The following is a 24832-nucleotide window of genomic DNA, read 5'->3' on the forward strand; positions in this document are numbered from 1 at the left end:
CTGTGGGACACGGCATCGTCCAGCGCCGGCGGGTACAGTGCGGAGATCAGCAGACTTGCATGGTGAGGCCCCAGTGTTGACGCAGACCACCACCCGGGTCCTTGAGCCCAGTGATCTCGACGCCGCGCTCGAAGTCCTCGGACGCGAACCGGTCGCGAACGCGTTCGTCACTTCCCGGGTCCAGGTCGCCGGGCTCGACCCCTGGCGCCTGGGCGGCGAGATGTGGGGCTGGTACGCCGACGGCGAGCTCCGCTCCCTCTGCTACGCCGGCGCCAACCTGGTCCCCGTCTGCGCGGAGCCGGACGCCGTACGGGCCTTCGCCGACCGGGCCCGCCGCACCGGCCGCCGCTGCTCCTCCATCGTCGGCCCCGTCGAGGCCACCAGGCTGCTCTGGCAGCTCCTGGAGCCCGCCTGGGGGCCCGCCCGGGACGTCCGCTCCCGCCAGCCGCTCATGACCATCGAGCGGCCGTCCACCACGGTCACGGCCGACCCCGGGGTCCGCCGCGTCCGCAAGGACGAGATGGACCTGATCATGCCCGCCTGCGTGGCCATGTTCACCGAGGAGGTCGGCATCTCGCCGATGGCCGGCGACGGCGGCCTCCTTTACCAGGCCAGGGTCGCCGAGCTCGTCACAGCCGGCCGCTCCTTCGCCCGCGTCGAGGACGGCAAGGTCGTCTTCAAGGCGGAGATCGGCGCCGCGACCCCCCGCGCCTGCCAGATCCAGGGCGTCTGGGTGGACCCCGGTTTCCGCGGCCGGGGACACTCCGAGACCGGGATGGCCGCCGTCGTCGCCCACGCGCTGCGCGACGTGGCCCCCGTGGTCAGCCTCTACGTCAACGACTACAACACCGCCGCGCGCGCGTCCTACCGGCGCGTCGGCTTCCGCGAGGTCGGCGCCTTCATGAGCGTGCTGTTCTGAACGGCGTGCCGTCGCGGTCCGCGGCCGCGCCGCCCCGCCCGCCCCGCCCGCCTTTCCCGCCGCAACCGGTGCCGCACCGGCATACCGGCCCGCCCGTACCGCCAAGTAAGGTCGCCGCATGCTGCCTACCGGACTCCGCATCGGCCCCTTCGACCTCGCCGCCCGCGTGGACGAGGCCCTGCGCGTGCAGGCCGTCGCCTTCGGCCTCAGCGAGGAGGAGGTCGGGATCCGGCGCTACATCGTCCAGCGGCACATGGTCTGCCGGGGCGCCCGCGCGCTCGGCGCGTTCACCGAGGACGGCGCCCTCACCGGCTTCGTGTACGGCATGCCCAACGACCGCACGCACTGGTGGTCCACCATCGTGGAACCCCACCTGCTGGCCGGCGGGCACGGGGCCTGGCTCGACGACTCCTTCGTGATCACCGAGCTGCACGTCCACCCCGGCTTCCAGGGCCACGGCGTGGGCCGCGCGCTGATCACCGGCATCACCGACGCCGCCGCCGAACCGCGCTCGATCCTCTCCGCGATCGACACCGACAGCCCCGCCCGGGGGCTCTACCGCGCCCTGGGCTACACCGACCTCGCCCGCCGGGTGCACTTCCCGAGCGCGAGCCTCCCGTACGCCGTCATGGGCGCCCCGCTGCCCCTGCCGCGCCCCTGAAACGGTTTCCGCCGCCCCCGCGGGCCCCGGTAGCCTCCCCGCATGTCTACGCAACACGTGCAGCGCATGTCCCGCCTCATGGCCAAGACCCTCCGCGAGGACCCGGCCGACGCCGAGACCCTCAGCCACCGGCTCCTGGTCCGCGCCGGATACGTCCGGCGCAGCTCGGCCGGGGTGTGGACGTGGCTGCCGCTCGGCAAGCGGGTCCTGGACAACGTCTCGCGCGTCGTCCGCGAGGAGATGGACGCGATCGGGGCCCAGGAGGTGCTGCTCCCGGCGCTGCTGCCCAAGGAGCCGTACGAGGTCAGCGGCCGCTGGTCGGAGTACGGCGACCTGCTGTTCCGGCTCAAGGACCGCAAGGGCGCCGACTACCTGCTGGGCCCCACCCACGAGGAGATCTTCACCCTGCTGGTGAAGGACCAGTGCACCTCGTACAAGGACCTGCCGGTCATGCTCTACCAGATCCAGACCAAGTACCGCGACGAGGCCCGCCCCCGGTCCGGGGTGCTGCGGGGCCGCGAGTTCCAGATGAAGGACTCGTACTCCTTCGACGTCTCCGACGAGGGACTGGAGGAGTCCTACCGCCTCCACCGCCAGGCGTATGTCCGCATCTTCGAGCGGCTCGGCCTGGACCACCGCATCGTCTCCGCCGTCTCCGGCGCCATGGGCGGCTCCGCCTCCGAGGAGTTCCTCGCCCCGGCCGAAGCCGGCGAGGACACCTTCGCGGACTGCCCCGCCTGCGACTACGCGGCGAACACCGAGGCCGTCACCTTCGCCCTGGCCCCGGTCGATGCGGAGCACCCGCCGCCGGAGGAGGTCGACACCCCCGACACCCCGACCATCGAGACCCTCGCCGCGCACCTGGGCGTCCCCGCCTCCGCGACCCTGAAGAACCTCCTGGTGAAGGTCGACGGCGAGATCACGGCGGTCGGCGTGCCCGGGGACCGCGAGGTGGACCTCGGCAAACTCGGCGAGCACCTGGCCCCCGCTGTCGTCGAGCTCGTCACCGCCGAGGACTTCGCGGACCGGCCCGACCTCGTCCGCGGGTACGTCGGCCCGCAGGGCCTGGAGAAGGTCCGTTACCTGGCCGACCCGCGCATCGCGCCCGGCACCGCCTGGGTCACCGGCGCCAACCGGGCGGACACGCACGCCCGCAACGTCGTCTGCGGCCGCGACTTCGAGGTGGACCGGTACCTGGACGTCGTCGTCGTGGAGCCCGGCGACCCCTGCCCCTCCTGCGGGAGCGGCCTGCGGCTCGACCGGGCCATCGAGATCGGGCACATCTTCCAGCTGGGCCGCAAGTACGCGGACGCCTTCGGGCTCGACGTGCTCGGCCGCGAGGGCAAGCCGGTCCGGGTGACCATGGGCTCCTACGGCATCGGCGTCTCGCGCGCCGTGGCGGCGCTGGCCGAGCAGACGGCGGACGAGCGCGGGCTGTGCTGGCCGGCGGCGGTGGCCCCGGCCGACGTCCACGTGGTCGCGGCGGGCAAGGCCGTACCCCTCGCCCTCGCGGAGTCGGCGGCGTCCGCCCTGGCGGAGGCGGGCCTGCGGGTCCTGCTGGACGACCGGCCGGGCCTGTCGCCGGGCGTCAAGCTCACGGACGCGGAGCTGATCGGGGTGCCGTGGATCCTGGTCGCGGGCCGCCGCTCGGCCGAGGAGGTCGTCGAGCTCCAGAACCGCGCCGCGGGCACCCGTGAGGAACTCCCCCTCGCGCAGGCCCTCGCCCGCCTGACGTAGCCGGACCCCGGCCGGACCCTACGCGGGGGCCTCGCCCGGCGCCTGCGCGGCTCCCGCGGCTCCCGCGGCCGTGACGGTCCGGGCGAGCGCGCTGTCGGCCACGCCCTCGCCCGGGACCAGGGCCGCCGAGCCGGGCGGCGGCCCTGCGAGGGCCCGGTCGCCGCCGGGCGGCGCACCGGCTCCGGCCGGCCCGGGGCCCTCGGAGGCCGGGCCGGCCGGAGCCGGGTCCTCGTGCGCGGCCGTCGCCGCCGCCGGGGCGGGGGCCGCGGGGGTCGCCCGTTCGAGGAAGCGCAGCAGTTCCACCGGGAACGGCAGCACCAGGGTGGAGTTCTTCTCCGCGGCCACCGCCACCACCGTCTGCAGCAGCCGCAGCTGGAGCGCCGCGGGCTGCTCCGACATGACCTCGGCCGCCTCGGCCAGCTTGTGCGAGGCCTGGAGTTCCGCGTCCGCGTTGATCACGCGGGCGCGGCGCTCGCGGTCGGCCTCCGCCTGCCGGGCCATCGACCGCTTCATCGTCTCCGGCAGCGACACGTCCTTGATCTCCACCCGGTCGATCTGCACGCCCCAGCCCACCGCCGGGCTGTCGATCATCAGCTCCAGGCCCTGGTTGAGCATCTCCCGGTTGGAGAGCAGGTCGTCCAGGTCCGATTTGCCGATGATCGACCGCAGCGAGGTCTGCGCCATCTGCGAGACGGCGAAGCGGTAGTCCTCCACCGCCACGACGGCGCTGGCCGGATCGACGACCTTGAAGTACACGACGGCGTCCACCCGCACCGTGACGTTGTCCCGGGTGATGCCCTCCTGGGCCGGCACCGGCAGCGTCACGATCTGCATGTTGACCTTGCGCAGGCGGTCCACGACCGGCACGACCGTGGTGAGTCCGGGACCCCGGACCTCCTCGCGCAGCCGCCCGAAGCGGAACACCAGACCCCGCTCGTACTGCTTCACCACCCGGGCGGCGAAGCCCAGGTAGACCGCGACACCCGCAGCGGCGGCGACCGCCGCTGTCAGCAGTTCCTCGACCATGACGGCCCCCTGCCTGACATACCTACGTATGTACGGTATGCCCTACAACCAGGCCGCGAACTCCAGCAGCAGCTCCGCGTCCCGCCGCCGCCCCGCGGCCAGCGCGCGGTTGCCCGACTCCACCGCCCGGAACAGCGTCCAGCCCCGCAGCCGGTCCCGGTCCACCTCCAGGGCGTCGGCCAGCCGGTTCATCCGGCGCCGCGCGCCGGCCGCCCCCGCCGAGGTGGCCACCTGGTCCTCCAGCCGGTCCCGGACCAGCCGCGCCAGGTCGTACGCCCGTTCCCCGACCAGCGGATCCGGGCCCACCGCCAGCCAGGGCGCCCGCTCGCCCGCGAGCACCTTGCCCTGCCGGAAGTTCCCGTGCAGCACCAGCTCCTCACCGGGCACGGCCGTCAGTTCCGCGCGCGCCTCCAGGGCCGCGTCGGCCAGCGGCCGGGCCTCCGCCGGGGCCGCGCGCAGCGCCGCCGCCTGCTGCTCCGTCCGCTCCGCCACCGTCTCCAGCCCGTGTTCCGCCGGCGGCGCGACCCACAGCCTGCGCAGCGTGCCGCAAGCCTCCAGCAACGCCTTCGTCTCCGGGAGCGAGCGCAGCGACACCTCCGGGTGCAGCCGCTCCAGCAGCAGCGCCCCGTCCTCCTCGCGGTAGCGGGTGTCGAGGACGCGCACGGCCCCGAAGCCGCCCCAGTGGGCGAGCGCCGTCAGCTCCCGGTCGGGCCGGGCCCGCGGGGGAGCGAGCTTCAGGGCGGCCGGGGTCCCGTCGTCGTACCGGACGAGGACGACCAGGCTGCTGCGCCCGCCCGGGGCCTGCACCCGCTGGGCCCGCACCCCGCGCCGGGTCAGAGCGGCCTCGGCGAGGCCGGGCAACCGCCCCAGCCAGTCCGCGTCCCGCGCCGTCTCCGGCAGTTCGCCGAGCGCCCGTACAAGCCGCTGCGGCGGTTCGAAAGCCATGCGTGCGTGGTCCCTTTCAGCTGGTCCGGGCTCGTTCCGAGCGTTCCGCGAGCCCAGGGAAGGCTACGCCGCCACCACGCCAGCGTGCCGCGCGCACGGCGGCGGCGCTCAGCGCGTCGGCCGCCTCGCGGCGCAGCGGACCCTCCGCGGACCGCACCAGATCGGAGTAGGCGCCCGCCACCCGGTCCTCGATCTCCGCGGCCAGCCGCTCCGCGTCGGCGGGCGTGCGCACCGCGAACGGCAGCGCGTACGCCGCCTCCGAGGGCCGGGGCGATCCGCCCAGCTCCCGCACCGTCCGCGAGAGCGCGTCCCGGCGCGCGAGGTGGCCGCCGAACGCCTCCCGGGCCTCGGCCGCGCGGGCGGCCGCGGCCCGGGCGCCGATCACCCCGTAGCCGTACGCGGCCGCGTGCTCGGCGGCCAGGGCGGCCTGCGCGGCCGCCAGGGCCCGGCCGGCGGGGGAGGGCTCGGGCTTCACGACGCGGCTCCGGGGTTCGAGGTCAGCAGGTACGTGTGTACGGCGCCGCAGGCGGCGACCGAGGCCAGCAGCCGGGCCAGCTCCCCGGGGGCCGCGGCCAGGTCGATGGTCCGGGACTCGGACAGGGTCCGCTCGGCGTCCGCGAGGGCGGCCAGCGCGTCGGCGGGCTTCCCGGGCACCGGCCCGCCGGCCCCCGTGGCGGGCGCGGCCGCCCCCGTACCGCCGGACGGGGGAGAGGACGCGGCGGCGGACGGGGAGCCGGGGGCGGCGGGGGCCAGGGCCGCCGCGTGCGCCGCGACGGACGCGCGCAGCGGCGCGATCCGCTCCGCCAGGGCCGGATGGGCGGCGGCCGTGGCGTCGTAACGTTCCAGCAGCCGCCCGCTGTCACGAACGGCCGTCTCCCGCATCCGCCGTTCGAGTGGAATCGCGGCGTCACCGCCGGACGGGCCCCCGTCGCACCCGGACAGCAGCACGGCGCCGGCCGCACCGGCGGCGCCGGTCAGCACGCTTCTTCGCGAGGGTCTCCACGACGGGGTCAAGGGCACGGCGGCGTCCTCGGGGGTGCGGCGGGGCAGGGTGTGATCACGGTACCCGGGGCCCTGTCCACAGGGCGGACGGCAACACCCCCCGCGACCGGATACCCTTTGAGCTGACGCACGACGGAAACCACAACAGCACACGCGGCCGAGGAGTCACCCGGATGAGCACCACCCAGAGCGACAGGCTGCGCGGATTGCTGGAGCCGCTCGTCGCCGCCAAGGGCCTGGACCTCGAGGAGATCGAGCTGTCCAAGGCGGGCAAGCGCCGGATGCTGCGGATCATCGTGGACTCCGACGAGGGCGTGGAGCTGGACGCGTGCGCGGAGCTGAGCCGTGAGGTCTCCGATCAGCTCGACGCGTCCGACGTGATGGGTGAGGACGAGTACGTCCTCGAAGTCAGCTCCCCCGGCGCGGACCGCCCGCTCAGCGAGCACCGTCACTACGTTCGGGCGATCGGCCGCCTCGTCAAGTTTCAGCTGACCACCGAAGGTGAAAAGGGTGCCGGTGAGCTGATCGCCCGCATCCTCGACGTCGACGACGAGGGGCTGGACCTCGAAGTACCGGGCGTGAAGGGCCGCAAGGCGACCGCCCGCCGCATCGCGTTTTCCGACATCGCCAAGGCGCGTGTCGAGATCGAGTTCAACCGCAAGGACAAGAAGGAAGAGGAGGCGTAGTCGTGGACATCGACATGAGTGCCCTACGGGGTCTGGTCCGGGAGAAGGAGATCTCCTTCGACCTGCTCGTCGAGGCGATCGAGTCGGCCCTCCTCATCGCGTACCACCGGACCGACGGGAGCTTCCGCCGCGCACGCGTCGAGCTGGACCGCACCAACGGTCACGTGGTCGTGTGGGCGACGGAAGACCCGAGGGACCTCGAAGAGGGGCAGGAGCCCAAGGAGTTCGACGACACCCCGTCGGACTTCGGCCGGATCGCCGCGACGACCGCCAAGCAGGTGATCCTGCAGCGTCTGCGCGACGCCGAGGACGACCTGACCTTCGGCGAGTTCGCCGGCCGTGAGGGCGACGTCATCACCGGCGTCGTCCAGCAGGGCAAGGACCCCAAGAACGTCCTCGTCGACATCGGCAAGCTCGAGGCCATCCTGCCGGTGCAGGAGCAGGTGCCCGGCGAGGACTACACGCACGGGCTGCGCCTGAAGGCGTACGTCGTGCGCGTGGCCAAGGGTGTCCGCGGTCCGTCCGTGACCCTGTCGCGCACCCACCCCAACCTGGTGAAGAAGCTCTTCTCCCTGGAGGTCCCGGAGATCGCCGACGGCAGCGTCGAGATCTCCGCGATCGCCCGTGAGGCCGGCCACCGCACCAAGATCGCGGTGCGGTCCACCCGCTCCGGCCTGAACCCGAAGGGCGCCTGCATCGGCCCGATGGGCAGCCGCGTGCGCAACGTCATGGCCGAGCTGCACGGCGAGAAGATCGACATCGTCGACTGGTCGGACGACCCGGCGGAGATGGTCGCCAACGCGCTGTCCCCCGCGCGGGTGAGCGAGGTCGAGGTCGTCGACTGGGACACCCGCTCCGCACGGGTGACCGTGCCCGACTACCAGCTGTCGCTGGCCATCGGCAAGGAGGGCCAGAACGCCCGCCTCGCCGCACGGCTCACGGGCTGGCGCATCGACATCCGCCCCGACACCGAGGTGTCCTCGGACACAGACCGGGACCGGAGCGCGGACCGGGGCGCCGGCCGGGAATAAACCGGTACCGGTCGGGGCTTCCCGGGCGGTACACAGGAACACGACGCCGCGTGCCGGAACTCCCGACGGGGTTCCGGCGGTTTCGACAGCGGATCGTGGGACATCGGATCACGACAACATCCGTTCGATTTTTCACCTGAAGGGGTGAGGTCGGTACGGGGAGGTAGACTTAGGCGTGTCTGGCCGGACGCAAGCCCGCGCATGCCCCGAACGCACCTGTGTGGGGTGTCGGGAGCGAGCGGCCAAGAACGATCTGCTGCGCATCGTGGCGGTCGGTGACGAATGCGTCCCCGATCCTCGCGGTACGCTGCCCGGCCGGGGTGCCTACGTGCACCCCGCCGTGGTCTGCCTCGACCAGGCGGTCCGCCGCCGCGCGTTCCCCCGGGCCCTTCGGTCCACCGGAGCGCTCGACACCGCGGAACTGCGCACAGCGGTGGCCGTTCAGGCCGAGGCGACACCGTACGACACAGAACGGCACGGATGACCCGTGCGGTCAGGTACCTCGCGAGTTGGAAGTAGGTCGAGATTGCGATGAGCACCACTCGATGAGTACGCGATGAGTACGCCCATGAAGTAGCAACGGTCCGGCGTAACCCGGACCTAAAAGGAGCGAAGTGGCTAAGGTCCGGGTATATGAACTCGCCAAGGAGTTCGGAGTTGAGAGCAAGGTCGTCATGGCCAAGCTCCAAGAACTCGGTGAGTTCGTCCGTTCGGCGTCCTCGACGATCGAGGCGCCGGTTGTACGCAAGTTGACCGACGCACTGCAGGGCCCCGGCGGCAACGCCGGCAAGTCCGCTGCGAAGCCGGGTGCGCCCCGCAAGGCGGCCCCCGCCAAGCCCGGGGCTCCCGCCCCGGCACGTCCGGGAGCGCCGAAGCCCGGCGCACCGGCCCCCAAGCCGGTCGTAGCGGAGGCCCCGGCCGCCGCGGCGCCCGCACCGGTGACCCCGGCCGCCTCCGGCCCGCGTCCCGGCCCGAAGGCTCCGGCCGCCCCGAAGCCCGCTCCGGCGGCTCCCGTGGTGACCGAGTTCTCCGCGCCTCCGGCGGCCCCGGCCGCCCCGGCGCGTACCGAGCGCACCGAGCGTCCCGCCGCCGCGGCTCCCGGCCCCCGTCCGGCGCAGCAGCGTCCGGCGCAGGGTCAGGGCGGCCAGTCCGGCGCCCGTCCCGGCGCCCCGCGTCCGGCCGGTTCCGCCCCCGGTGCCCCGTCGCAGCGTCCTTCGGGCCCCGGCTCGCAGGCCGCGCGTCCCCAGGGTGCCCGTCCGGCGGGTCCCCGTCCGGGCAACAACCCCTTCACCTCTGGTGGCTCCACCGGCATGGCGCGCCCGCAGGCGCCCCGTCCGGCCGGCGCTCCCCGTCCCGGTGCCCCCGGCGCCGGCGGCGGCCAGGGTGCCCCCCGCCCGCAGGGCGGCCCCGGCGGCGCTCCGCGTCCGCAGGGTGCCGGTGCGGGCCGTCCGACCCCGGGCGGCATGCCCCGTCCGCAGGGCGGCGCACGACCCGGCGCCGGCGGACCTGGCGGTGCTCCCGGCGGTAACCGTCCCAACCCGGGCATGATGCCGCAGCGTCCCGCTGCCGGTGGTCCCGGTCCCCGTCCCGGCGGCGGCCCCGGTGGCCGTGGTCCCGGTACGGGCGGCGCCGGTCGTCCCGGTGGTGGCGGCGGTGCCCGTCCCGGTGGCGGCGGCTTCGCCGGCCGTCCGGCCGGTCCGGGCTCGCGTCCCGGCGGCGGTGGCGGCTTCGGCGGTCCCCGTCCCGGTGGCGGCGGCTTCGGCGGCGGTCCGGCCGGTGCCGGTGGCGGCGGTCGTCCCGGCTTCGGCGGGCGTCCCGGTGGTCCCAATGCCCGTGGTGGCACGCAGGGTGCCTTCGGCCGTCCCGGCGGTCCGGCGCGTCGTGGTCGCAAGTCCAAGCGCCAGCGTCGCCAGGAGTACGAGGCCATGCAGGCCCCGTCGGTCGGCGGCGTCATGCTGCCGCGTGGTCACGGCGAGACCGTTCGCCTGTCGCGCGGTGCGTCCCTCACCGACTTCGCGGAGAAGATCAACGCCAACCCGGCGTCGCTCGTCGCCGTGATGATGAACCTCGGCGAGATGGTCACTGCCACGCAGTCCGTCTCCGACGAGACGCTCGAGATGCTGGCCGGCGAGATGAACTACGTCGTTCAGATCGTCAGCCCGGAGGAAGAGGACCGCGAGCTCCTCGAGGGCTTCGACATCGAGTTCGGCGAGGACGAGGGCGGCGAGGAATTCCTCATGCCGCGTCCGCCGGTCGTGACCGTCATGGGTCACGTCGACCACGGTAAGACCCGACTGCTCGACGCCATCCGCAAGACGAACGTCGTCGCGGGCGAGGCCGGTGGCATCACGCAGCACATCGGTGCGTACCAGGTCGGTACCGAGGTCAACGGTGAAGAGCGCAAGATCACCTTCATCGACACCCCGGGTCACGAGGCGTTCACCGCCATGCGTGCCCGTGGTGCCAAGTCGACCGACATCGCGATCCTCGTGGTCGCGGCCAACGACGGCGTCATGCCGCAGACGATCGAGGCGCTCAACCACGCCCAGGCCGCCGGCGTCCCGATCGTCGTCGCGGTCAACAAGATCGACGTCGAGGGTGCCGACCCGGTCAAGGTGCGCGGTCAGCTCACCGAGTTCGGTCTGGTCGCAGAGGAGTACGGCGGCGACACGATGTTCGTCGACATCTCCGCCAAGCAGGGTCTGCACATCGACTCCCTGCTGGAGGCCGTCGTCCTCACCGCCGACGCCTCGCTCGACCTGCGCGCCAACCCGGAGCAGGACGCTCAGGGTATTGCGATCGAGTCCCACCTCGACCGCGGCCGCGGTGCCGTCGCCACCGTCCTCGTCCAGCGCGGTACCCTCCGCGTCGGCGACACGATGGTCGTGGGCGATGCCTACGGCCGCGTGCGCGCCATGCTCGACGACAAGGGCAACAACGTCGAGGAAGCGGGTCCGTCGACCCCCGTCCTGGTCCTGGGTCTCACCAACGTCCCCGGCGCCGGCGACAACTTCCTCGTCGTCGACGAGGACCGCACGGCCCGTCAGATCGCCGAGAAGCGTGCTGCGCGAGAGCGCAACGCCAACTTCGCCAAGCGCGTCCGCCGGGTGTCCCTGGAAGACCTCGACTCGGTCCTCAAGGCCGGTCTCGTCCAGGAACTCAACCTCATCATCAAGGGCGACGCGTCCGGTGCGGTGGAGGCCCTCGAGTCCTCGCTGCTCCAGCTCGACGTCGGCGAAGAGGTCGACATCCGCGTCCTGCACCGCGGTGTGGGTGCGGTCACCGAGTCCGACATCAACCTGGCGATGGGCTCCGACGCCATCGTCATCGGCTACAACGTCCGTGCGGCCGGCCGTGCCGCGCAGATGGCGGAGCGCGAGGGTGTCGACGTCCGCTACTACTCGGTGATCTACCAGGCCATCGAGGAGATCGAGGCGGCCCTGAAGGGTCTCCTCAAGCCGGAGTACGAAGAGGTCGAGCTCGGTACGGCGGAGGTCCGCGAGGTCTTCCGCTCGTCCAAGCTGGGCAACATCGCCGGTGTCCTCATCCGGTCCGGCGAGGTCAAGCGCAACACCAAGGCGCGGCTCCTGCGCGATGGCAAGGTCATCGCCGAGAGCCTCACCATCTCCGGTCTGCGCCGCTTCAAGGACGACGTCACCGAGATCCGCGAAGGCTTCGAGGGCGGTATCAACCTCGGAAACTTCAACGACATCAAGATCGACGACGTCATCGCGACGTACGAGATGCGCGAGAAGCCCCGCGCGTAAGCGCGAGGCACATCGCACCGTGTCGTGACACCGGGGCCGGTCGGCGGAATATCCGTCGATCGGCCCCGGCCGTTGCGTGTACGGTTCTGGTGACCCGGCCGCACGGCAGCCGGGTGATCCTGCCGGGCGACGGTCCGGCAGGCCACCGAACCCGCACCGGCGGGACATCCGGAACTGCATGTACGTGGGGACTCTGTCCTTCGATCTGCTCCTCGGCGACGTTCACTCGCTGAAGGAGAAACGCTCCGTCGTCCGGCCCATCGTGGCCGAGCTCCAACGCAAGTTCTCCGTGAGCGCGGCGGAGGTGGGCGACCAGGACCTGCACCGCAGGGCCCGGCTGGGGGTCGCTCTGGTGAGTGGGGACGCGGGGTTCCTCTCGGACGTACTGGACCGCTGCGAGCGGCTGGTCGCGGCACGTCCGGAAGTGGAGCTGCTGTCCGTACGACGGCGCTTCCACGGTGATGAAGACTGATTGCTTGTCTGCAAGAAAGAAGGAGACGGACCAGTGGCCGACAATGCGCGGGCGAAGAAGCTGGCGGACCTCATCCGGGAGGTGGTGGCCGAGAAGCTGCAGCGCGGTGTCAAGGATCCCCGCCTCGGTACGCACGTGACCATCACGGACACCCGGGTCACCGGCGATCTGCGGGAGGCCACGGTCTTCTACACGGTCTACGGGGACGACGAGGACCGGGCCAGCGCGGCAGCGGGCCTGGAGAGCGCCAAGGGCGTTCTGCGCTCCGCGGTCGGCCGGGCGGCGGGAACCAAGTTCACGCCTACCCTGACCTTCATCGCGGACGCCCTCCCGGAGAACGCCAAGACCATCGAGGACCTCCTGGAGAAGGCGCGGACCTCCGACGCCCAGGTGCGCGAGGTGTCGTCCGGCGCGAAGTACGCCGGTGACGCCGACCCGTACAAGAAGCCCGACGAGGACGACGACTCCGACGAGGACGCAGCCGCGGAATGAGCACCGAAGCAGGGAAGACTCCGGACGGCCTTGTCATCGTCGACAAGCCGTCCGGTTTCACTTCGCACGACGTGGTCGCCAAGATGCGGGGGATCGCCAGGACCCGCCGCGTCGGCCACGCCGGCACGCTCGACCCGATGGCGACGGGCGTGCTGGTCCTGGGCGTCGAGAAGGCCACCAAGCTCCTCGGCCATCTCGCGCTCACGGAGAAGGAGTACCTCGGCACGATCCGGCTGGGCCAGAACACCCTGACGGACGACGCCGAAGGCGAACTGATCTCCTCCACGGACGCCACCGGGGTCACCCGGGACGCCGTGGACGCGGGCGTCGCCAAGCTGTCCGGCCCGATCATGCAGGTCCCGTCGAAGGTCAGCGCCATCAAGATCAAGGGCGTGCGCTCCTACAAGCGCGCCCGCGACGGCGAGGACTTCGAGATCCCGGCCAGACCGGTCACCGTCTCGTCGTTCCAGGTGTACGACATGCGTGAGGCGGAGGCCGAGGACGGCACCAAGGTCGTCGACCTCGTCGTCTCCGTCGTCTGCTCCAGCGGTACGTACATCCGCGCCCTCGCCCGCGACCTCGGCGCCGACCTCGGCGTGGGCGGACACCTGACGGCGCTCCGGCGCACCCGGGTGGGCCCGTACAAGATCGACCGGGCCCGGACGCTGGACCAGCTCCAGGAGGAGCTGACCGTCATGCCGATCGGCGAGGCGGCCGCCGCGGCCTTCCCGCGCTGGGACCTGGACGCCCGACGGGCCTCGCTGCTCGCCAACGGCGTGCGGATCGAGATGCCGGAGGAGTACGAGGACGGCCGGACGGTCGCGGTCTACGGGCCGCAGGGCCTGCTGCTCGGGCTCGTGGAGAGCAAGGGCGGGAAGGCGAAGTCCCTCGCGGTCTTCGTCTGAGCGCCGATTGACGTGGAGCGGTTGAACGCCGATTGACGTGGAGCGGTGAGCGCACATCGATCGCCGCTCACCGCTCCACGACCCCCCTCGGGTAGGTCTCTATCCACCCGGGCCCCTGTATTCACCCGTCCGAGCAGGCGCTCGGAGTGAATGGAGGGAGCGTAAGGGGGCGCGTTCGTCTCGCGTGCTGTTCGTGCCGATCTTCACCTGCCTACCGTCGTGAGCACGGGGCGTTGCGGAGGAGTGGTGCGGCCATGGCGGACGGGACGGTTGGCACGGTGGGGGCGGCCTGGGCGGCTGGGTCCGCCGGGCTGACGCGCGGCCGCGGGTTCGTCGCGGACGCCCGCGGGACGGTGGTCACCAGCCTTGAGGCCGTCGACGGCCTGAGCCGGGTGGTGCACGGGCCGGGACCGGCCCCGGCACCGCATCGGACCCGTCCTGTAAGCCCGGCGCAGGCCGCCCCCCGACGCGCTGGCCGGGAGCTCATGGGCCTCGTACGGCGGCTCCACCGGCTGGCCGAGGACACCGCCGCCGATCCCGACCGCGCCTGGTGGGCCGCCCGGCTGCTCCGCGGGACCCTGCTGCGGACCGCCGGCGCCCACCCCCACCTGCCCGTCCTCGCCGAGCACGTGGCCCGCGCCGGTCCCGGCGCCTTCGACGGCCGCTTCCGGAACCGGCTGCGCCTGCCCGAACCGGACCGGCCCGAACTGCTGCGCCGCCTGCTGCCCGCCTGTCGCCCGCCGAAGCGGCCCCCGGCGACCGCTGCCTCGACGCCGCCGCCCGTCGGCTCGCCCGCGACCCGCGGCTCGCGCAACCGCTGCTCTGCGCGTGGTTCGACGACGAGCGCCGGCTGCGCGGGCGCCCCGGGGCCACCGCCGCCCAGGCCCTGTTGTACGCCCACCGCCGCCGCGCCGTGGACGACCTCGCCGAGGCGCTCGTGACCGCCGCGCACCCCCGCGCCGACGAACTGCTCGCCGTCCTGGCCGAGGAGGAGCCCTCCGCCCTGTACCGGGCCGTGGACCACTGGGCCCGCGACGAACGGCCCGGCCGCCGCCGAAGCCCTCCTCGCGCGTCCCGCCGACAACTCCCCGCACGGCAGCGCCCTGGCCGTGCTGCTCCGCGATCCCCCCGCGCGCGGCCGCTGCCTCCCCGACACCCTCGCCCGCTTCCGCGACCCCGGGCACGGCTCCCGGCTCCCCGCCGCAGCCCTGGTCGCGGCCCTGCCCGTACTCCCGGACCCCGACGCGGTGTTCGCCGCGCCGCGCGCTGACCACCCCCGGGCTGGCCCGGCGCGCGGCCGACCTCGTACGGGAACACCTGGCGCGGCACCCCGAGGACGCCCCGCACGCCGCCGCGTTCGCGGACCGGCGGCTCGAACAGGGCCCGGCCGCCGAGCCGGTGCTGCGTCCGCTCGTCCTGGACCTGCTGCGCACCGCCCCGGTGGCGGTACGGGCCGCGGGGCGCGCCGGCCGCCGTACTGCTGCGCGAGGAGACCGATCCGCGGGTCCTCGACGCCTTCATGGGAGCGGTCGCGGCCGTTCTGCCGGGGTCTCCGGGCGCCCGGAGAGCCCGGCCGCGGGAGCTGCTGCGCCGTACCGGACGGCAGCTGCTGCGGGCCCCGGGCGGCCCGGCCGTGTCCGAGCGGCGGACCGTCGAGCCGGCCCGCGGCGACCCGGCTTTCGGGGCCCTGGTGGCCTGCTGGCCGGCACAGGCGCAAGGCGGGGCGGCCGCCCTGCTGGGGCCGGGCGCGCGGCGGACGGTGGAGACCCTCGGCAGGGCCGTCGCGGATGTGACGTGACGACCTGACACGGCAGGTCTCCGACTCCGATGCCGATGCGGGGCAGCGGCCACCGGCATGGCAGTCTTAGACCTGCAATCGGCAATCGGTACAGGGTCCACACGGGTTCGGGCGAGGAGCGGTCACAGTGCAGCGCTGGCGTGGCTTGGAGGACATCCCCCAGGACTGGGGACGCAGCGTCGTCACCATCGGCTCCTACGACGGTGTGCACCGCGGTCATCAGCTGATCATCGGACGGGCCGTGGCCGCGGCGCGCGCGCTGGGCGTCCCGTCCGTCGTCGTCACCTTCAGCCCGCACCCGAGCGAGGTCGTCCGCCCCGGCAGCCACCCGCCGATCCTGGCCCCGTACGACCGGCGCGCCGAGCTGATGGCCGGGCTGGGCGTGGACGCGCTGCTGATCCTGCCGTTCACGGCGGAGTTCTCGCAGCTGTCCCCGGCCGACTTCATCGTGAAGGTGCTCGTCGACAAGCTGCACGCGCGCGCCGTCATCGAGGGCCCGAACTTCCGCTTCGGCCACCGGGCCGCGGGGAACGTCGACTTCCTGCGCGAGCTGGGCGCCACGTACGACTACGAGGTCGAGGTCGTGGACCTGGTCGAGCGGGGCGAGGCGGGCGGCGGGGTGCCGTTCTCCTCCACCCTGGCGCGCAGGCTCGTCGCCGAGGGCGACATGGAAGGCGCGGGCGAGATCCTGGGGCGCCCGCACCGGGTCGAGGGCGTCGTGGTGCGCGGTGCGCAGCGCGGCCGCGAGCTGGGCTATCCGACGGCCAACGTCGAGACGCAGCCGCACACCGCGATCCCGGCGGACGGGGTGTACGCGGGCTGGCTGACCGCGGACGGCGAGCGGATGCCCGCGGCGATCTCGGTCGGCACGAACGTGCAGTTCGACGCCACCGAGCGGACCGTGGAGGCGTACGCCATCGACCGCGTCGGGCTGGACCTGTACGGCATGCACGTGGCCGTCGACTTCCTCGCCTACGTGCGCGGGATGGCGAAGTTCGAGTCGCTCGACGGGCTGCTGGAGGCGATCGCGGACGACGTGAAGCGGGCGCGGGTGCTGACCGAGGCGTACGACTCGGAGCGCTGACGCCGGCCGCGCCGGAACGAGCGGGAAGGGCCTGTACCACCCCGGGTGGTACAGGCCCCTTCTCCGTCCGCGCCACGGGAACGGGCGCGGCGCGTCCCCGTACTCCTCAGCCGAGGCGCGGGTCGCGCGGGGGCTGTGAGGGCGGCGGCGGTGGCTGCTGGGGGTGCTGCTGCGGGGCCGGGGGCTGCTGCCAGGGCCGGCCGGCCTGCGGGTAGGGCTGTCCGTAGGGCTGCGGAGGCTGCTGGTACGGGGGCTGGCCCTGGGGAGGCCCGTACGGGGACGGCTGGGCCGGGCCCTGGGGCTGAGGGTGGGGCTGGGGCTGCTGCGGCTGCTGCGGAGCGCCCCAGTGGTTCTGCGCGGCCTGCTGCTGCGCCCGGGAGAAGTCCTCGGCCACCAGCGCGGAGAGGTGGAAGTACGCCTCGCGGGTCTTGGGCCGCAGCATGTCGAGGTCGACCTCGGCGCCGGCCGCGAGGTGTTCGTCGAACGGCACCACGACCACACCGCGGCAGCGGGTCTCGAAGTGCTGCACGATGTCCTCGACCTTGATCATCTTGCTGGTCTCGCGGACCCCCGAGATGACGGTGAGGGAACGCGACACGAGGTCGGCGTAGCCGTGGGCGGAGAGCCAGTCGAGGGTGGTGCTGGCGCTGCTGGCACCGTCCACGGACGGTGTCGAGATGATGATCAGCTGGTCGGCCAGGTCCAGGACGCCGCGCATCGCGGAGTAGAGCAGCCCGGTGCCCGAGTCGGTGAGGATGATCGGGTACTGGCGGCCGAGCGTCTCTATGACGCGCCGGTAGTCCTCGTCGTTGAAGGTCGTCGAGACAGCGGGGTCCACGTCATTGGCGATGATCTCCAGCCCGGAGGGCGCCTGCGAGGTGAACCGGCGGATGTCCATGTACGAGTTCAGGTACGGGATCGCCTGGACCAGGTCCCGGATCGTCGCGCCGGTCTCCCGGCGGACGCGGCGGCCGAGGGTGCCGGCGTCGGGGTTCGCGTCGATCGCGAGGATCTTGTCCTGCCGCTCGGTGGCCAGCGTGGCGCCGAGGGCGGTGGTCGTCGTGGTCTTGCCGACGCCGCCCTTGAGGCTGATGACGGCGATGCGGTAGCAGGACATGACCGGGGTGCGGATCAGCTCCAGCTTGCGCTGACGTTCCGCTTCGGCCGCCTTGCCGCCGAAGCGGAACCGGCTTCCGACCCCGCCGCCGCTGTTGTTGTTCCTGGACTTCGGCTTGGTGCGCAGCAGGCGGTCCGAGGACAGCTCGACGGCGGCGGTGTAGCCGAGCGGCGCCCCGCCGGTGGCCTGTCCCGAGGAGTAGCGGGCGTCGTGCGGGGGCTGGGGCTGCGCGTGCTGCTGGCCGGCGGGCCACTGGGCGGGGGACCGGGGGTCGTGCTGCGGGGCAGGGACGGGGGCAGGGGTGTGCGGCTGCGGCTGCGGCTGCGGCGGATACGGATACGGGTACGCGTCCTGCGCCGCGAACGTGGGCGGCAGCGACGGAAGTTCCCCTCCGGGGCCCGCGGACGACTGCTCCGGACCGGGCCGCGGAACCTCCGCACGACTGACCGGAACCCCCGCCTCCGGCGCGGGAGTTCTCCCGAACGGGGTTTCCGCGGGAGCATCCGAGGACCCGGGCGCGGGCGCCGGGACGGCGTCCTGGTACGGGCCGGCGGCGCCGGTCCCGGCCGGGCCGGGCGCGGGGTACGGCGGGCCGGCGTCCACCGGCGCCGGGGCGGTGTCCTGGTACGGGCCGGGTACGGGGCCCACGGCGTAAGCCGGGCCGGGGGCGGGGTACGGATCGGCCGCGGGCGGCTCGACCGGCGCAGGCTCGACCGGCGCAGGCTCGACCGGCGCAGGCGCAGGCGCAGGCGCCGGGGCCTCGGCGGCGGCGACCGGCCCCGCGTCCCGGTACGGCGCGGGGGGGACGGGGGCGTCCCGGTACGGCGCGTCCTGGACCGGCGCGTCCTCGCGGGGCGCCGCCGGGACCGGGGCTCGGTGCGGCTCGGGAGCGGGGACCTCGTCCCGCGCCGGAGCCTCCGGGCCGAGACCGGCGCCGGGAGCCGGTACCCCGTACGGGGCGGGCACGGGGGGCGGCGTCTCGGCCACCACCGGCGCCGGTGCGGGAACCGCTGCCCCGGGCACGTCCGCCGGAACCCGGTACGGCTCCGGGGGCTCGACCGCGGCCGGAGCCCCGGGAGCCGGCACGGGCACGGGCACGAACGGCATCACCGGCACGGGCAGCGGAGCCGGACTCGGAGCCGCCTCCGGGGCAGACGGCTCCACCGGCACCGGCGGCGCCAACGGCTGCCCGGCGCCGTCCGACGGGGTCCTGGGAGCCGGTGGAGCGATCCGCGCCGGCGGGGCCGCGTCCGCCGGGCGGTGCGGCTCGAAGCCGCTCCCCTCGGGCAGACCCGGTACCGAGGCGGCCGGAGCCGCGTCCTGCGTGTACCAGGCCGGCGGGGTGTAGTCGATGGTGAACTCGCCCGTCATCTCGGGCTCCGCGTCGGACTGATCGTCCGTCGGGACGTCCCACGTCCCGCCGCGCCTCTCGTTCCGATCGCCGCTCACTGGTCCTCCTGATCTGTCGCACACGGTCCGGCGTCCACCTCGACGCCGCGGCCGCGCCCAGCCTAATCGGGCCCCGACACCGGTGTCGGCCTCCCCTACCCTGCCCCACCCGGCACCGCACCCCCGCCGCACCGCACGCCGCACACGGCCGCCCGGCGCCCCGCCATGCCCGCGAGGCACGGCACGGGACCTCACCGGACCACGCGACACCGGACCGATCCGAAGGAGACGGCGACGGAGAAGGCGACGGCGACGGCGACGGAGAAGGCGACGGCGACGGAGAAGGTCACGGGGACGGTGACGGAGAAGACGAAGACGAAGGCGAGGTCCTAGTCGATCCGGCGCGCGGCGCCCAGCAGGCCCGTCTCCGCGTCCGTCCCCTGCGTCATCACGAACTGCCGGTCCCGCGGCGTGCACCACAGCGTCACGCCGTCGCCCAGCGTCGGCAGCGAATCCACCGCCGGCCGCGGCAGGTTCATCAGGCGGCCGATCTGCTCCGCCTCGTCCGGCGACACCCGCTGCACGCCCGCCAGCGAGGACTGCTGGAGCAGCCGCGGGGCCGTCGGGCTCAGGTACGGGAGCAGCGTCAGCACCGACTGCCACGGACCGGCCACCACCCGGCCGCGCGGCGGCCGCATCCCGCAGTCGCGGATCACCAGCACCGGACTGCCGGCCGAGGCGCCCTGCGGCGGCACCCGGCCCACCTCGTGCAGGGTCACGCACTGCTGTCCGCCGCCCGCCTCGCGGGCCAGTGCGGACCACACCGGGCCCCGTCCGGTCTCCACCGCCACGCGCGCGCCCGTGGCCGCCGCGCGCAGCGCCAGCACCTGCGCCGTCCAGAGACCCCCGATGAGCGTGACCTCGTACGGGGTCGGCCGGTTGATGCCGAGCACCGCGGGCCGCCCCTCGGCGTCCACGCCGATCACGACCCCGTCGTCGCCGACCGGCAGGGCCAGCGCGTCCAGGTCCGCGGCCGGGACCACGTGCCGGGCACGGCGTGGTCCGACCAGTCCGAAACCGCCCCTCATCGCGCGCCTCCCAGCGGCAGCGAAGCCAGCAGGCCCGGTACCTGTTCGCGGTCCAGGCGGACCAGCCCGGCCTTCACTCCCCGCGCCGTCCGCTCCAACTCCCTTCGCGCGGACACCAGTTCCTCATCGCTGCGTCCCGTCACCCGGACGTGTCCGCTGAGCGTCACGCCCTGCCGGTCCGCCGCGGCCATCGTCAGGCTGAAGTTCGTCGCGAGCGCCGGAATCGAGGTGAGCAGCGCCACGAACTGCGGCAGCCCCGCCGCCCCGGACCCGCCCAACTGCGGCCAGCGGCCGACCCAGTACGTGGTGTGCCGGCGGTCGTCGCAGCGCCAGGTCCGCGAGGTCTCCTCCGTACGGCGCCCCGTACCGGCGGTGCGCCCCGCCTGGGTGATCGCCATCGGGTTCGCGCACGAGGAGGTGGCCAGCGCGGCCGTCAGCTCCTGCTCGGTCAGCACGGTGGCCGTGAACCCGGCCCCGGCCAGCCGGCTGGCCAGCTGGTCCGCCGCCCGCACCACACACCGCTGGGCGCCCGCGAGGCCGCCGCCGCGCGCGGTGACCGCCTCGGGGCACAGCTCCGGGTCGAGCTTGAGCGCGATCCAGGTCAGCCGTACCGCCGGGGTGCCCGTCCGGGCCTGCAACGGCGCGTAGTTGCGGGTGGCCAGCGACCGGGCCGGCAGGTGCGGCGCGGGAGCCGGCTGGGTGTGCTGCACCAGCTGCGCGGACTCCAGCCGGATGCCGTCCACTTCGAGGATGTCCCGTACGACGCCCAGCGGCAGCGGCCGGGCCGCCCGGTCGGGGCGCAGCGCGGTGGCTTCCGTGTCCACCTGGACGACCGCGGTCAGGAAGGTCCCGTCGCCGATCATGCCGACCGGCCGCCGCTCGCGGTCGCTGAACGTCAGCGTGCGCAGCGCCGGATCGGCCTCGACCAGCGGGGCCAGCCCCGGCTCCGTGCCCACGGGCACCGCCAGGGAGGCGGCGCGGCGGCGACGCGTGCGCAGGGCGAGGACGCCGCCGATCCACTCGGGCAGCGAGCGCTGGTGACGGCGTACGACGGCCAGCACCACCAGGACGAGCGCCGCCGCACCGGCGGGAACCAGCAGCAGCGGTTCGACCGCCCAGGCCGCCAACAGGCCCGCGGCGGCGAGCTGGAGCAGCACGAGCTGTTGCAATCGGAACGGACCGAAGCGCCCGGGGCTCGACTCCGGATGAGGTGTCACCCCGCCGTGTGCGGGCGCTGCCGAGGCCGTCTGCGGTCGCGTCGCGGTGGCCATCACTCGCGCACCTCCCCTTTCCGGGGCTGGACCCCGTGCGTTCCGGCACTGCGCGGCACCCGCCGCACGGCCCGGAACCTCCCCGATCCGCCCCGGCCCCGCCCTGATCGGGCTGCTCCGGAGGTCGCCGGACGGCGGCCCCACCCTACCCGGCCCCTCCGTACGGTCCGTCAGGAGGCATAGTAGGAGCCCGGTCCGACCATCCAGGCCCGGGGACCGCGGTCACCGAACGGGCCGTGCGGGGAGAATCAGGCAGTCATGGCATCACGACGTGATGAGCTCAACGCGTACACCTTCGCGAAGCGGCGCACGGTGGCCGCGTTCCTCCAGCCCTCCGCGACGGGGACCGAGGAGGGCGCTCCGCGCCCGCTGCGCGCGGTCGTCCCGGGGCTGGTCGTCGGGGCGCTCATCGTCGCCGGATTCGGCGCCTGGGGCATGTTCAAGCCGACCGCGCCCAAGGGCTGGGCCCAGCCCGGCACGCAGGTCATCGTCGGCAAGCAGTCGACGACCCGCTACGTGGTCCTGACGACCAAGGTCAACGGCAAGGACCAGCCCCGGCTGCACCCGGTGCTGAACCTCGCCTCCGCCCGGCTCCTGCTCAACGGGGCGAAGTCCAAGGTGGTCCAGGTCGAGGACAAGGTCCTGGACCGGGGCAAACCGCCGCGCGGCCCCATCATCGGCATCCCGTACGCCCCCGACCGGCTCCCCGCGAAGGAGGACGCGGGCAAGGCCAAGCGCTGGGCGGTCTGCCAGCAGCCCGGCGGCAACGGCCGCGGCGTGCAGACGGCCACGTTCGTCCTCGCCGACCGCGAGGCGCGCGTCCTGGACGACCAGCGCCGGGTCGGCGAGACCCAGTCGCTGTACGTGCAGAGCACCGGGCCGGGCAAGGAGCGCTACCTCGTCGACGCGACGGGTGTGAAGTACCGGTTCGCGGAGGGCACCGCGGCCGCCGGGACGATGACCACCGCCCTGGTCGGTACCGGCGCGACCCCGCAGCAGGTCACCCAGGAGTGGCTGGACACCCTCGCCCCCGGCGACGACCTCGCCTTCCCGCAGCTGCCGGCCAGGGCCGGCGCCAACGCCGGCGTCACCGGCCTGGCCACCGCGGACAACAGGGTCGGCATGGTGCTCACGGCCCAGACCGGCTCCGGCACGCAGTACTACGTGGTCCTGCCCGGAAAGGTCGCGCCCGTCTCGGAGTTCGCCGCCTGGCTGCTGATCTCCGCGCCCGAGACCGACGGCCTCAACATGAACGGCAAGGCCCGCGAGATCGACCTCCAGGCCCTCGCCCCGGACGCCGCCCCCTTCGCCGGGGGCCTGCGGTGGCCGCAGCGCAGGCCGGAGCGCGTCAACCAGACCGCTCCCGCCGGCGCGGCCCAGCCGGACACCACTGCCCAGCCGGACAGCACCGCCCAGCCGGACAGCACCGCCCAGCCGAACAGCACCGCCCAGCCGGACGGCGCGGGCCACCGCGACACCGTCTGCGCCGTGCTCCGCGCGGTCGACGGGCAGGGCAACGCGACCCTGAGCACCTGGGCCGGCCCGGCCTTCCCCGTCGACATTACGGCCAGCGGCACCAGCGCGTACGTCACCCCGGGCTCCGGGCTGCTCTACACGCAGGTCCAGGGCCGGCAGACGACGGCCGGCGGCTCACTCTTCCTGGTCACCGACACCGGACTGCGGTACGCCGTCCAGGCCAACGGCGACAGCGACAGCGAGAAGTCGGCGATCGGCGCGCCGCAGGAGCAGACCGAGGACGGGGCGGACGTCCGCCCCGAGGCCAGCCAGGCACAGATCCGGCTGGGCTACGGGACGGTCGTTCCGGCGATGGTGCCGATCGCGTGGTCGGAGTTCCTCTCCAAGGGGCCGCGCCTGGACACCAACTCGGCTCGCCAGCCGCAGGGTTCGTGAGGAAGCCGCCGATGCCCCGACCGCCGATGCCCCGACCGCCGCTGCCCCGGACCGGGACGCCCCCGGCCCCGCCGTCCCGTCCGCTCGCGGCCCCCGTGGCCCGGTGCGCGCTCCTGGCCTTCTCCTTCGGCCTCCTCGCCCTGTCCGGTACGGCGGCCGCCGCCGCGCCCGCCCCCGGCGTGCCCGCGCCGCAGCCCCCGTACGCCCTGGGGCTCGACGGCGCCGGCGCGTGCACCTTCCCCATGAAGAAGCAGATCGAGGACCGGCCCTGGGCCCTCCAACGGCTGCTCCTGGACGAGCTGTGGGCGCAGACCAAGGGCAAGGACGCGAAGGGCGTCAGCGTCCGCGTCGCGGTCATCGACACCGGAGTCGACCGCGCGAACCCCCAGCTCAGCGGCGCGATCGACGTCAGCGCCGGCCGGGACTTCGTCGAGGTCAAGGGTGCGGACGGCAAACCCGCGGGCGACGGAAAGGGCGGCGCCGGAGCATCCGCCGGCGACGGCACCAACGACACCGTCGGGCACGGCACGAAGGTCGCCGGGCTCATCGCCGCCCGCCCCCAGGCGGGCACCGGCTTCGTCGGCCTCGCCCCGGAGGCCACGATCATCCCGATCCGGCAGAACGACGGGCGCGGCCAGGGCAACGCGGCCTCCCTCGCCGCCGCGATCGACCACGCGGTCGCCAAGGGTGCCCAGGTCATCAACATCTCGCAGGACACCGACGCGCCGCTCTCGGCGGACTCCGCCCTCGGCGCGTCGGTGAAGAAGGCCATCGACGCCAAGGTCGTCGTGATCGCCTCGGCCGGAAACGACGGCATGAGCGGTGAGAAGCGCAAGACCTACCCGGCGGCCTTCCCCGGCGTCCTCGCGGTGGCCTCCTCCGACCGCAACAACGAGCGGGCCGCGTTCTCCCAGCCCGGTGACTTCATCGGCATCGCCGCACCCGGGGTCGACATGGTCTCCACCGTCCCCGGCTTCGGCCAGTGCATCGACAACGGCACCAGTTTCTCCGCACCGTACGTCGCCGGGGTCGCCGCCCTGCTGCGCGCCGAGCACCCCGACTGGAGCGTCGAGCAGATCGTCTGGCAGATCCAGAACACCGCGGAACGCGCGGTCAACGGCCGTGACGACTACGTCGGTTGGGGCGTCGTGGACCCCGTGCGCGCCCTCGGGCAGGACCACGAGCCGCCGAAGGCGCCCGTCCCGGACCCCGGCCCGCCGCCGGCCGTCGCCCCGGAGGCGGCGGTGCTCCAGCTCGCCGAGACCCCGCAGGAACGCGAGGAGCGCCTCGCAACGTACGCCCTCGGGATCACGGCGGTCCTCATCGCCGTCATCGCGGGCACGGCCACGGTCGTCCGGGAGGCCCGCACCCGCCGTGGCCGTTTGCAGTGAACGGTCACGGTTCGTCGCCGGAGGCGGCCCACCGGTGTTGGGCAGCTCCGGCGAACTGGCTAGAGTGACAACAGGCTTCACGACTGTGATCGGGGGATGCGCGTGAAGCGGAGGGGGACGTCCGGGGCGCGTGGCTGAAA

At 73.9% G+C, this 24832-nt stretch carries 22 protein-coding genes; 15 read left to right on the plus strand and 7 right to left on the minus strand.

What is annotated here, in order from left to right:
- The first annotated feature begins 73 nt into the window (after positions 1-73).
- From ABT106_RS00560 to ABT106_RS00570, 3 genes are all read left to right on the plus strand, one after another.
- Positions 74-919 carry a GNAT family N-acetyltransferase gene (locus ABT106_RS00560; RefSeq protein WP_351270166.1) on the plus strand — a complete coding sequence of 282 codons (846 nt, stop codon included), beginning with the start codon at positions 74-76 and terminating at the stop codon, positions 917-919.
- A 118-nt stretch (positions 920-1037) separates the two neighbouring features.
- The gene (locus tag ABT106_RS00565) at positions 1038-1580 is read left to right on the plus strand and encodes a GNAT family N-acetyltransferase (protein ID WP_351270168.1); all 543 of its coding nucleotides are present in this window, start codon (positions 1038-1040) and stop codon (positions 1578-1580) included.
- A 42-nt stretch (positions 1581-1622) separates the two neighbouring features.
- Positions 1623-3317 carry a proline--tRNA ligase gene (locus tag ABT106_RS00570; RefSeq protein WP_351270171.1) on the plus strand — a complete coding sequence of 565 codons (1695 nt, stop codon included), beginning with the start codon at positions 1623-1625 and terminating at the stop codon, positions 3315-3317.
- 18 nt (positions 3318-3335) lie between these two features.
- Here ABT106_RS00570 and ABT106_RS00575 read toward each other — a convergent pair whose 3' ends face one another.
- From ABT106_RS00575 to ABT106_RS00590, 4 genes are read right to left on the minus strand one after another with little or no spacing between them, the layout of a single operon-like run.
- Positions 3336-4343 (minus strand): slipin family protein, encoded by a 1008-nt coding sequence (locus tag ABT106_RS00575; RefSeq protein WP_351270173.1) that lies wholly within the window; start codon positions 4341-4343, stop codon positions 3336-3338.
- A 42-nt stretch (positions 4344-4385) separates the two neighbouring features.
- The gene (locus ABT106_RS00580; RefSeq protein ID WP_351270175.1) at positions 4386-5288 is read right to left on the minus strand and encodes an aminoglycoside phosphotransferase family protein; all 903 of its coding nucleotides are present in this window, start codon (positions 5286-5288) and stop codon (positions 4386-4388) included.
- Between the two features lie 16 nt (positions 5289-5304).
- The gene (locus ABT106_RS00585; protein WP_351270178.1) at positions 5305-5763 is read right to left on the minus strand and encodes a ferritin-like domain-containing protein; all 459 of its coding nucleotides are present in this window, start codon (positions 5761-5763) and stop codon (positions 5305-5307) included.
- The gene (locus ABT106_RS00590; RefSeq protein ID WP_351270180.1) at positions 5760-6269 is read right to left on the minus strand and encodes a hypothetical protein; all 510 of its coding nucleotides are present in this window, start codon (positions 6267-6269) and stop codon (positions 5760-5762) included. Before ABT106_RS00590 ends, ABT106_RS00585 begins: the two co-directional genes overlap by 4 nt.
- A gap of 194 nt (positions 6270-6463) precedes the next feature.
- Here ABT106_RS00590 and rimP point away from each other — a divergent pair, with 194 nt between their 5' ends.
- From rimP to ABT106_RS00640, 10 genes are all read left to right on the plus strand, one after another.
- Complete coding sequence (rimP, locus tag ABT106_RS00595) at positions 6464-6976, plus strand: ribosome maturation factor RimP (RefSeq protein WP_351270182.1); 513 nt, start codon at positions 6464-6466, stop codon at positions 6974-6976.
- Positions 6977-6978: 2 nt separating this feature from the next.
- On the plus strand, positions 6979-8007 hold the full coding sequence (gene nusA, locus ABT106_RS00600) for a transcription termination factor NusA (RefSeq protein ID WP_351270185.1): 1029 nt from the start codon (positions 6979-6981) through the stop codon (positions 8005-8007).
- A 175-nt stretch (positions 8008-8182) separates the two neighbouring features.
- Positions 8183-8491: a YlxR family protein gene (locus ABT106_RS00605; RefSeq protein WP_351270188.1), complete on the plus strand. Its 309-nt coding sequence runs from the start codon at positions 8183-8185 to the stop codon at positions 8489-8491.
- 130 nt (positions 8492-8621) lie between these two features.
- On the plus strand, positions 8622-11774 hold the full coding sequence (infB, locus tag ABT106_RS00610) for a translation initiation factor IF-2 (RefSeq protein ID WP_351270191.1): 3153 nt from the start codon (positions 8622-8624) through the stop codon (positions 11772-11774).
- 178 nt (positions 11775-11952) lie between these two features.
- Positions 11953-12246 carry a DUF503 domain-containing protein gene (locus ABT106_RS00615; RefSeq protein WP_267717480.1) on the plus strand — a complete coding sequence of 98 codons (294 nt, stop codon included), beginning with the start codon at positions 11953-11955 and terminating at the stop codon, positions 12244-12246.
- 33 nt (positions 12247-12279) lie between these two features.
- The gene (rbfA, locus tag ABT106_RS00620; RefSeq protein ID WP_351270194.1) at positions 12280-12738 is read left to right on the plus strand and encodes a 30S ribosome-binding factor RbfA; all 459 of its coding nucleotides are present in this window, start codon (positions 12280-12282) and stop codon (positions 12736-12738) included.
- Positions 12735-13643, plus strand: coding sequence for a tRNA pseudouridine(55) synthase TruB (gene truB, locus ABT106_RS00625; RefSeq protein WP_351270197.1), 909 nt, complete (start codon positions 12735-12737; stop codon positions 13641-13643). Before rbfA ends, truB begins: the two co-directional genes overlap by 4 nt.
- A gap of 485 nt (positions 13644-14128) precedes the next feature.
- Entirely contained in the window at positions 14129-14584 is a 456-nt protein-coding gene (locus ABT106_RS00630; protein WP_351270200.1) for a hypothetical protein, read from the plus strand.
- Positions 14585-15162: 578 nt separating this feature from the next.
- Positions 15163-15441, plus strand: a complete 279-nt coding sequence (locus tag ABT106_RS00635; RefSeq protein WP_351270203.1) for a hypothetical protein — start codon at positions 15163-15165, stop codon at positions 15439-15441.
- Between the two features lie 127 nt (positions 15442-15568).
- A complete protein-coding gene (locus ABT106_RS00640) occupies positions 15569-16525 on the plus strand; it encodes a bifunctional riboflavin kinase/FAD synthetase (RefSeq protein ID WP_351270206.1) in 957 nt (318 codons plus the stop codon).
- A gap of 106 nt (positions 16526-16631) precedes the next feature.
- Here ABT106_RS00640 and ABT106_RS00645 read toward each other — a convergent pair whose 3' ends face one another.
- The 3 genes from ABT106_RS00645 to eccE form a co-directional block, all read right to left on the minus strand.
- Positions 16632-19091 (minus strand): SCO5717 family growth-regulating ATPase, encoded by a 2460-nt coding sequence (locus tag ABT106_RS00645; protein ID WP_351270209.1) that lies wholly within the window; start codon positions 19089-19091, stop codon positions 16632-16634.
- Positions 19092-19420: 329 nt separating this feature from the next.
- Positions 19421-20119, minus strand: a complete 699-nt coding sequence (locus ABT106_RS00650; RefSeq protein WP_351270212.1) for a hypothetical protein — start codon at positions 20117-20119, stop codon at positions 19421-19423.
- Positions 20116-21390 carry a type VII secretion protein EccE gene (gene eccE / locus ABT106_RS00655; protein ID WP_351270215.1) on the minus strand — a complete coding sequence of 425 codons (1275 nt, stop codon included), beginning with the start codon at positions 21388-21390 and terminating at the stop codon, positions 20116-20118. Before eccE ends, ABT106_RS00650 begins: the two co-directional genes overlap by 4 nt.
- 258 nt (positions 21391-21648) lie before the next feature.
- On the opposite strand from eccE, the gene eccB reads away from it, so the two are divergent.
- Positions 21649-23301, plus strand: a complete 1653-nt coding sequence (gene eccB, locus ABT106_RS00660; RefSeq protein WP_351270217.1) for a type VII secretion protein EccB — start codon at positions 21649-21651, stop codon at positions 23299-23301.
- An 11-nt stretch (positions 23302-23312) separates the two neighbouring features.
- Positions 23313-24692 carry a type VII secretion-associated serine protease mycosin gene (mycP, locus tag ABT106_RS00665; protein ID WP_351270220.1) on the plus strand — a complete coding sequence of 460 codons (1380 nt, stop codon included), beginning with the start codon at positions 23313-23315 and terminating at the stop codon, positions 24690-24692.
- Positions 24693-24832: the final 140 nt, after the last annotated feature.

Origin of the sequence: Streptomyces sp. NPDC002044 (genome assembly GCF_040296725.1) — a bacterium.
Lineage (GTDB): Bacteria > Actinomycetota > Actinomycetes > Streptomycetales > Streptomycetaceae > Streptomyces > Streptomyces antarcticus.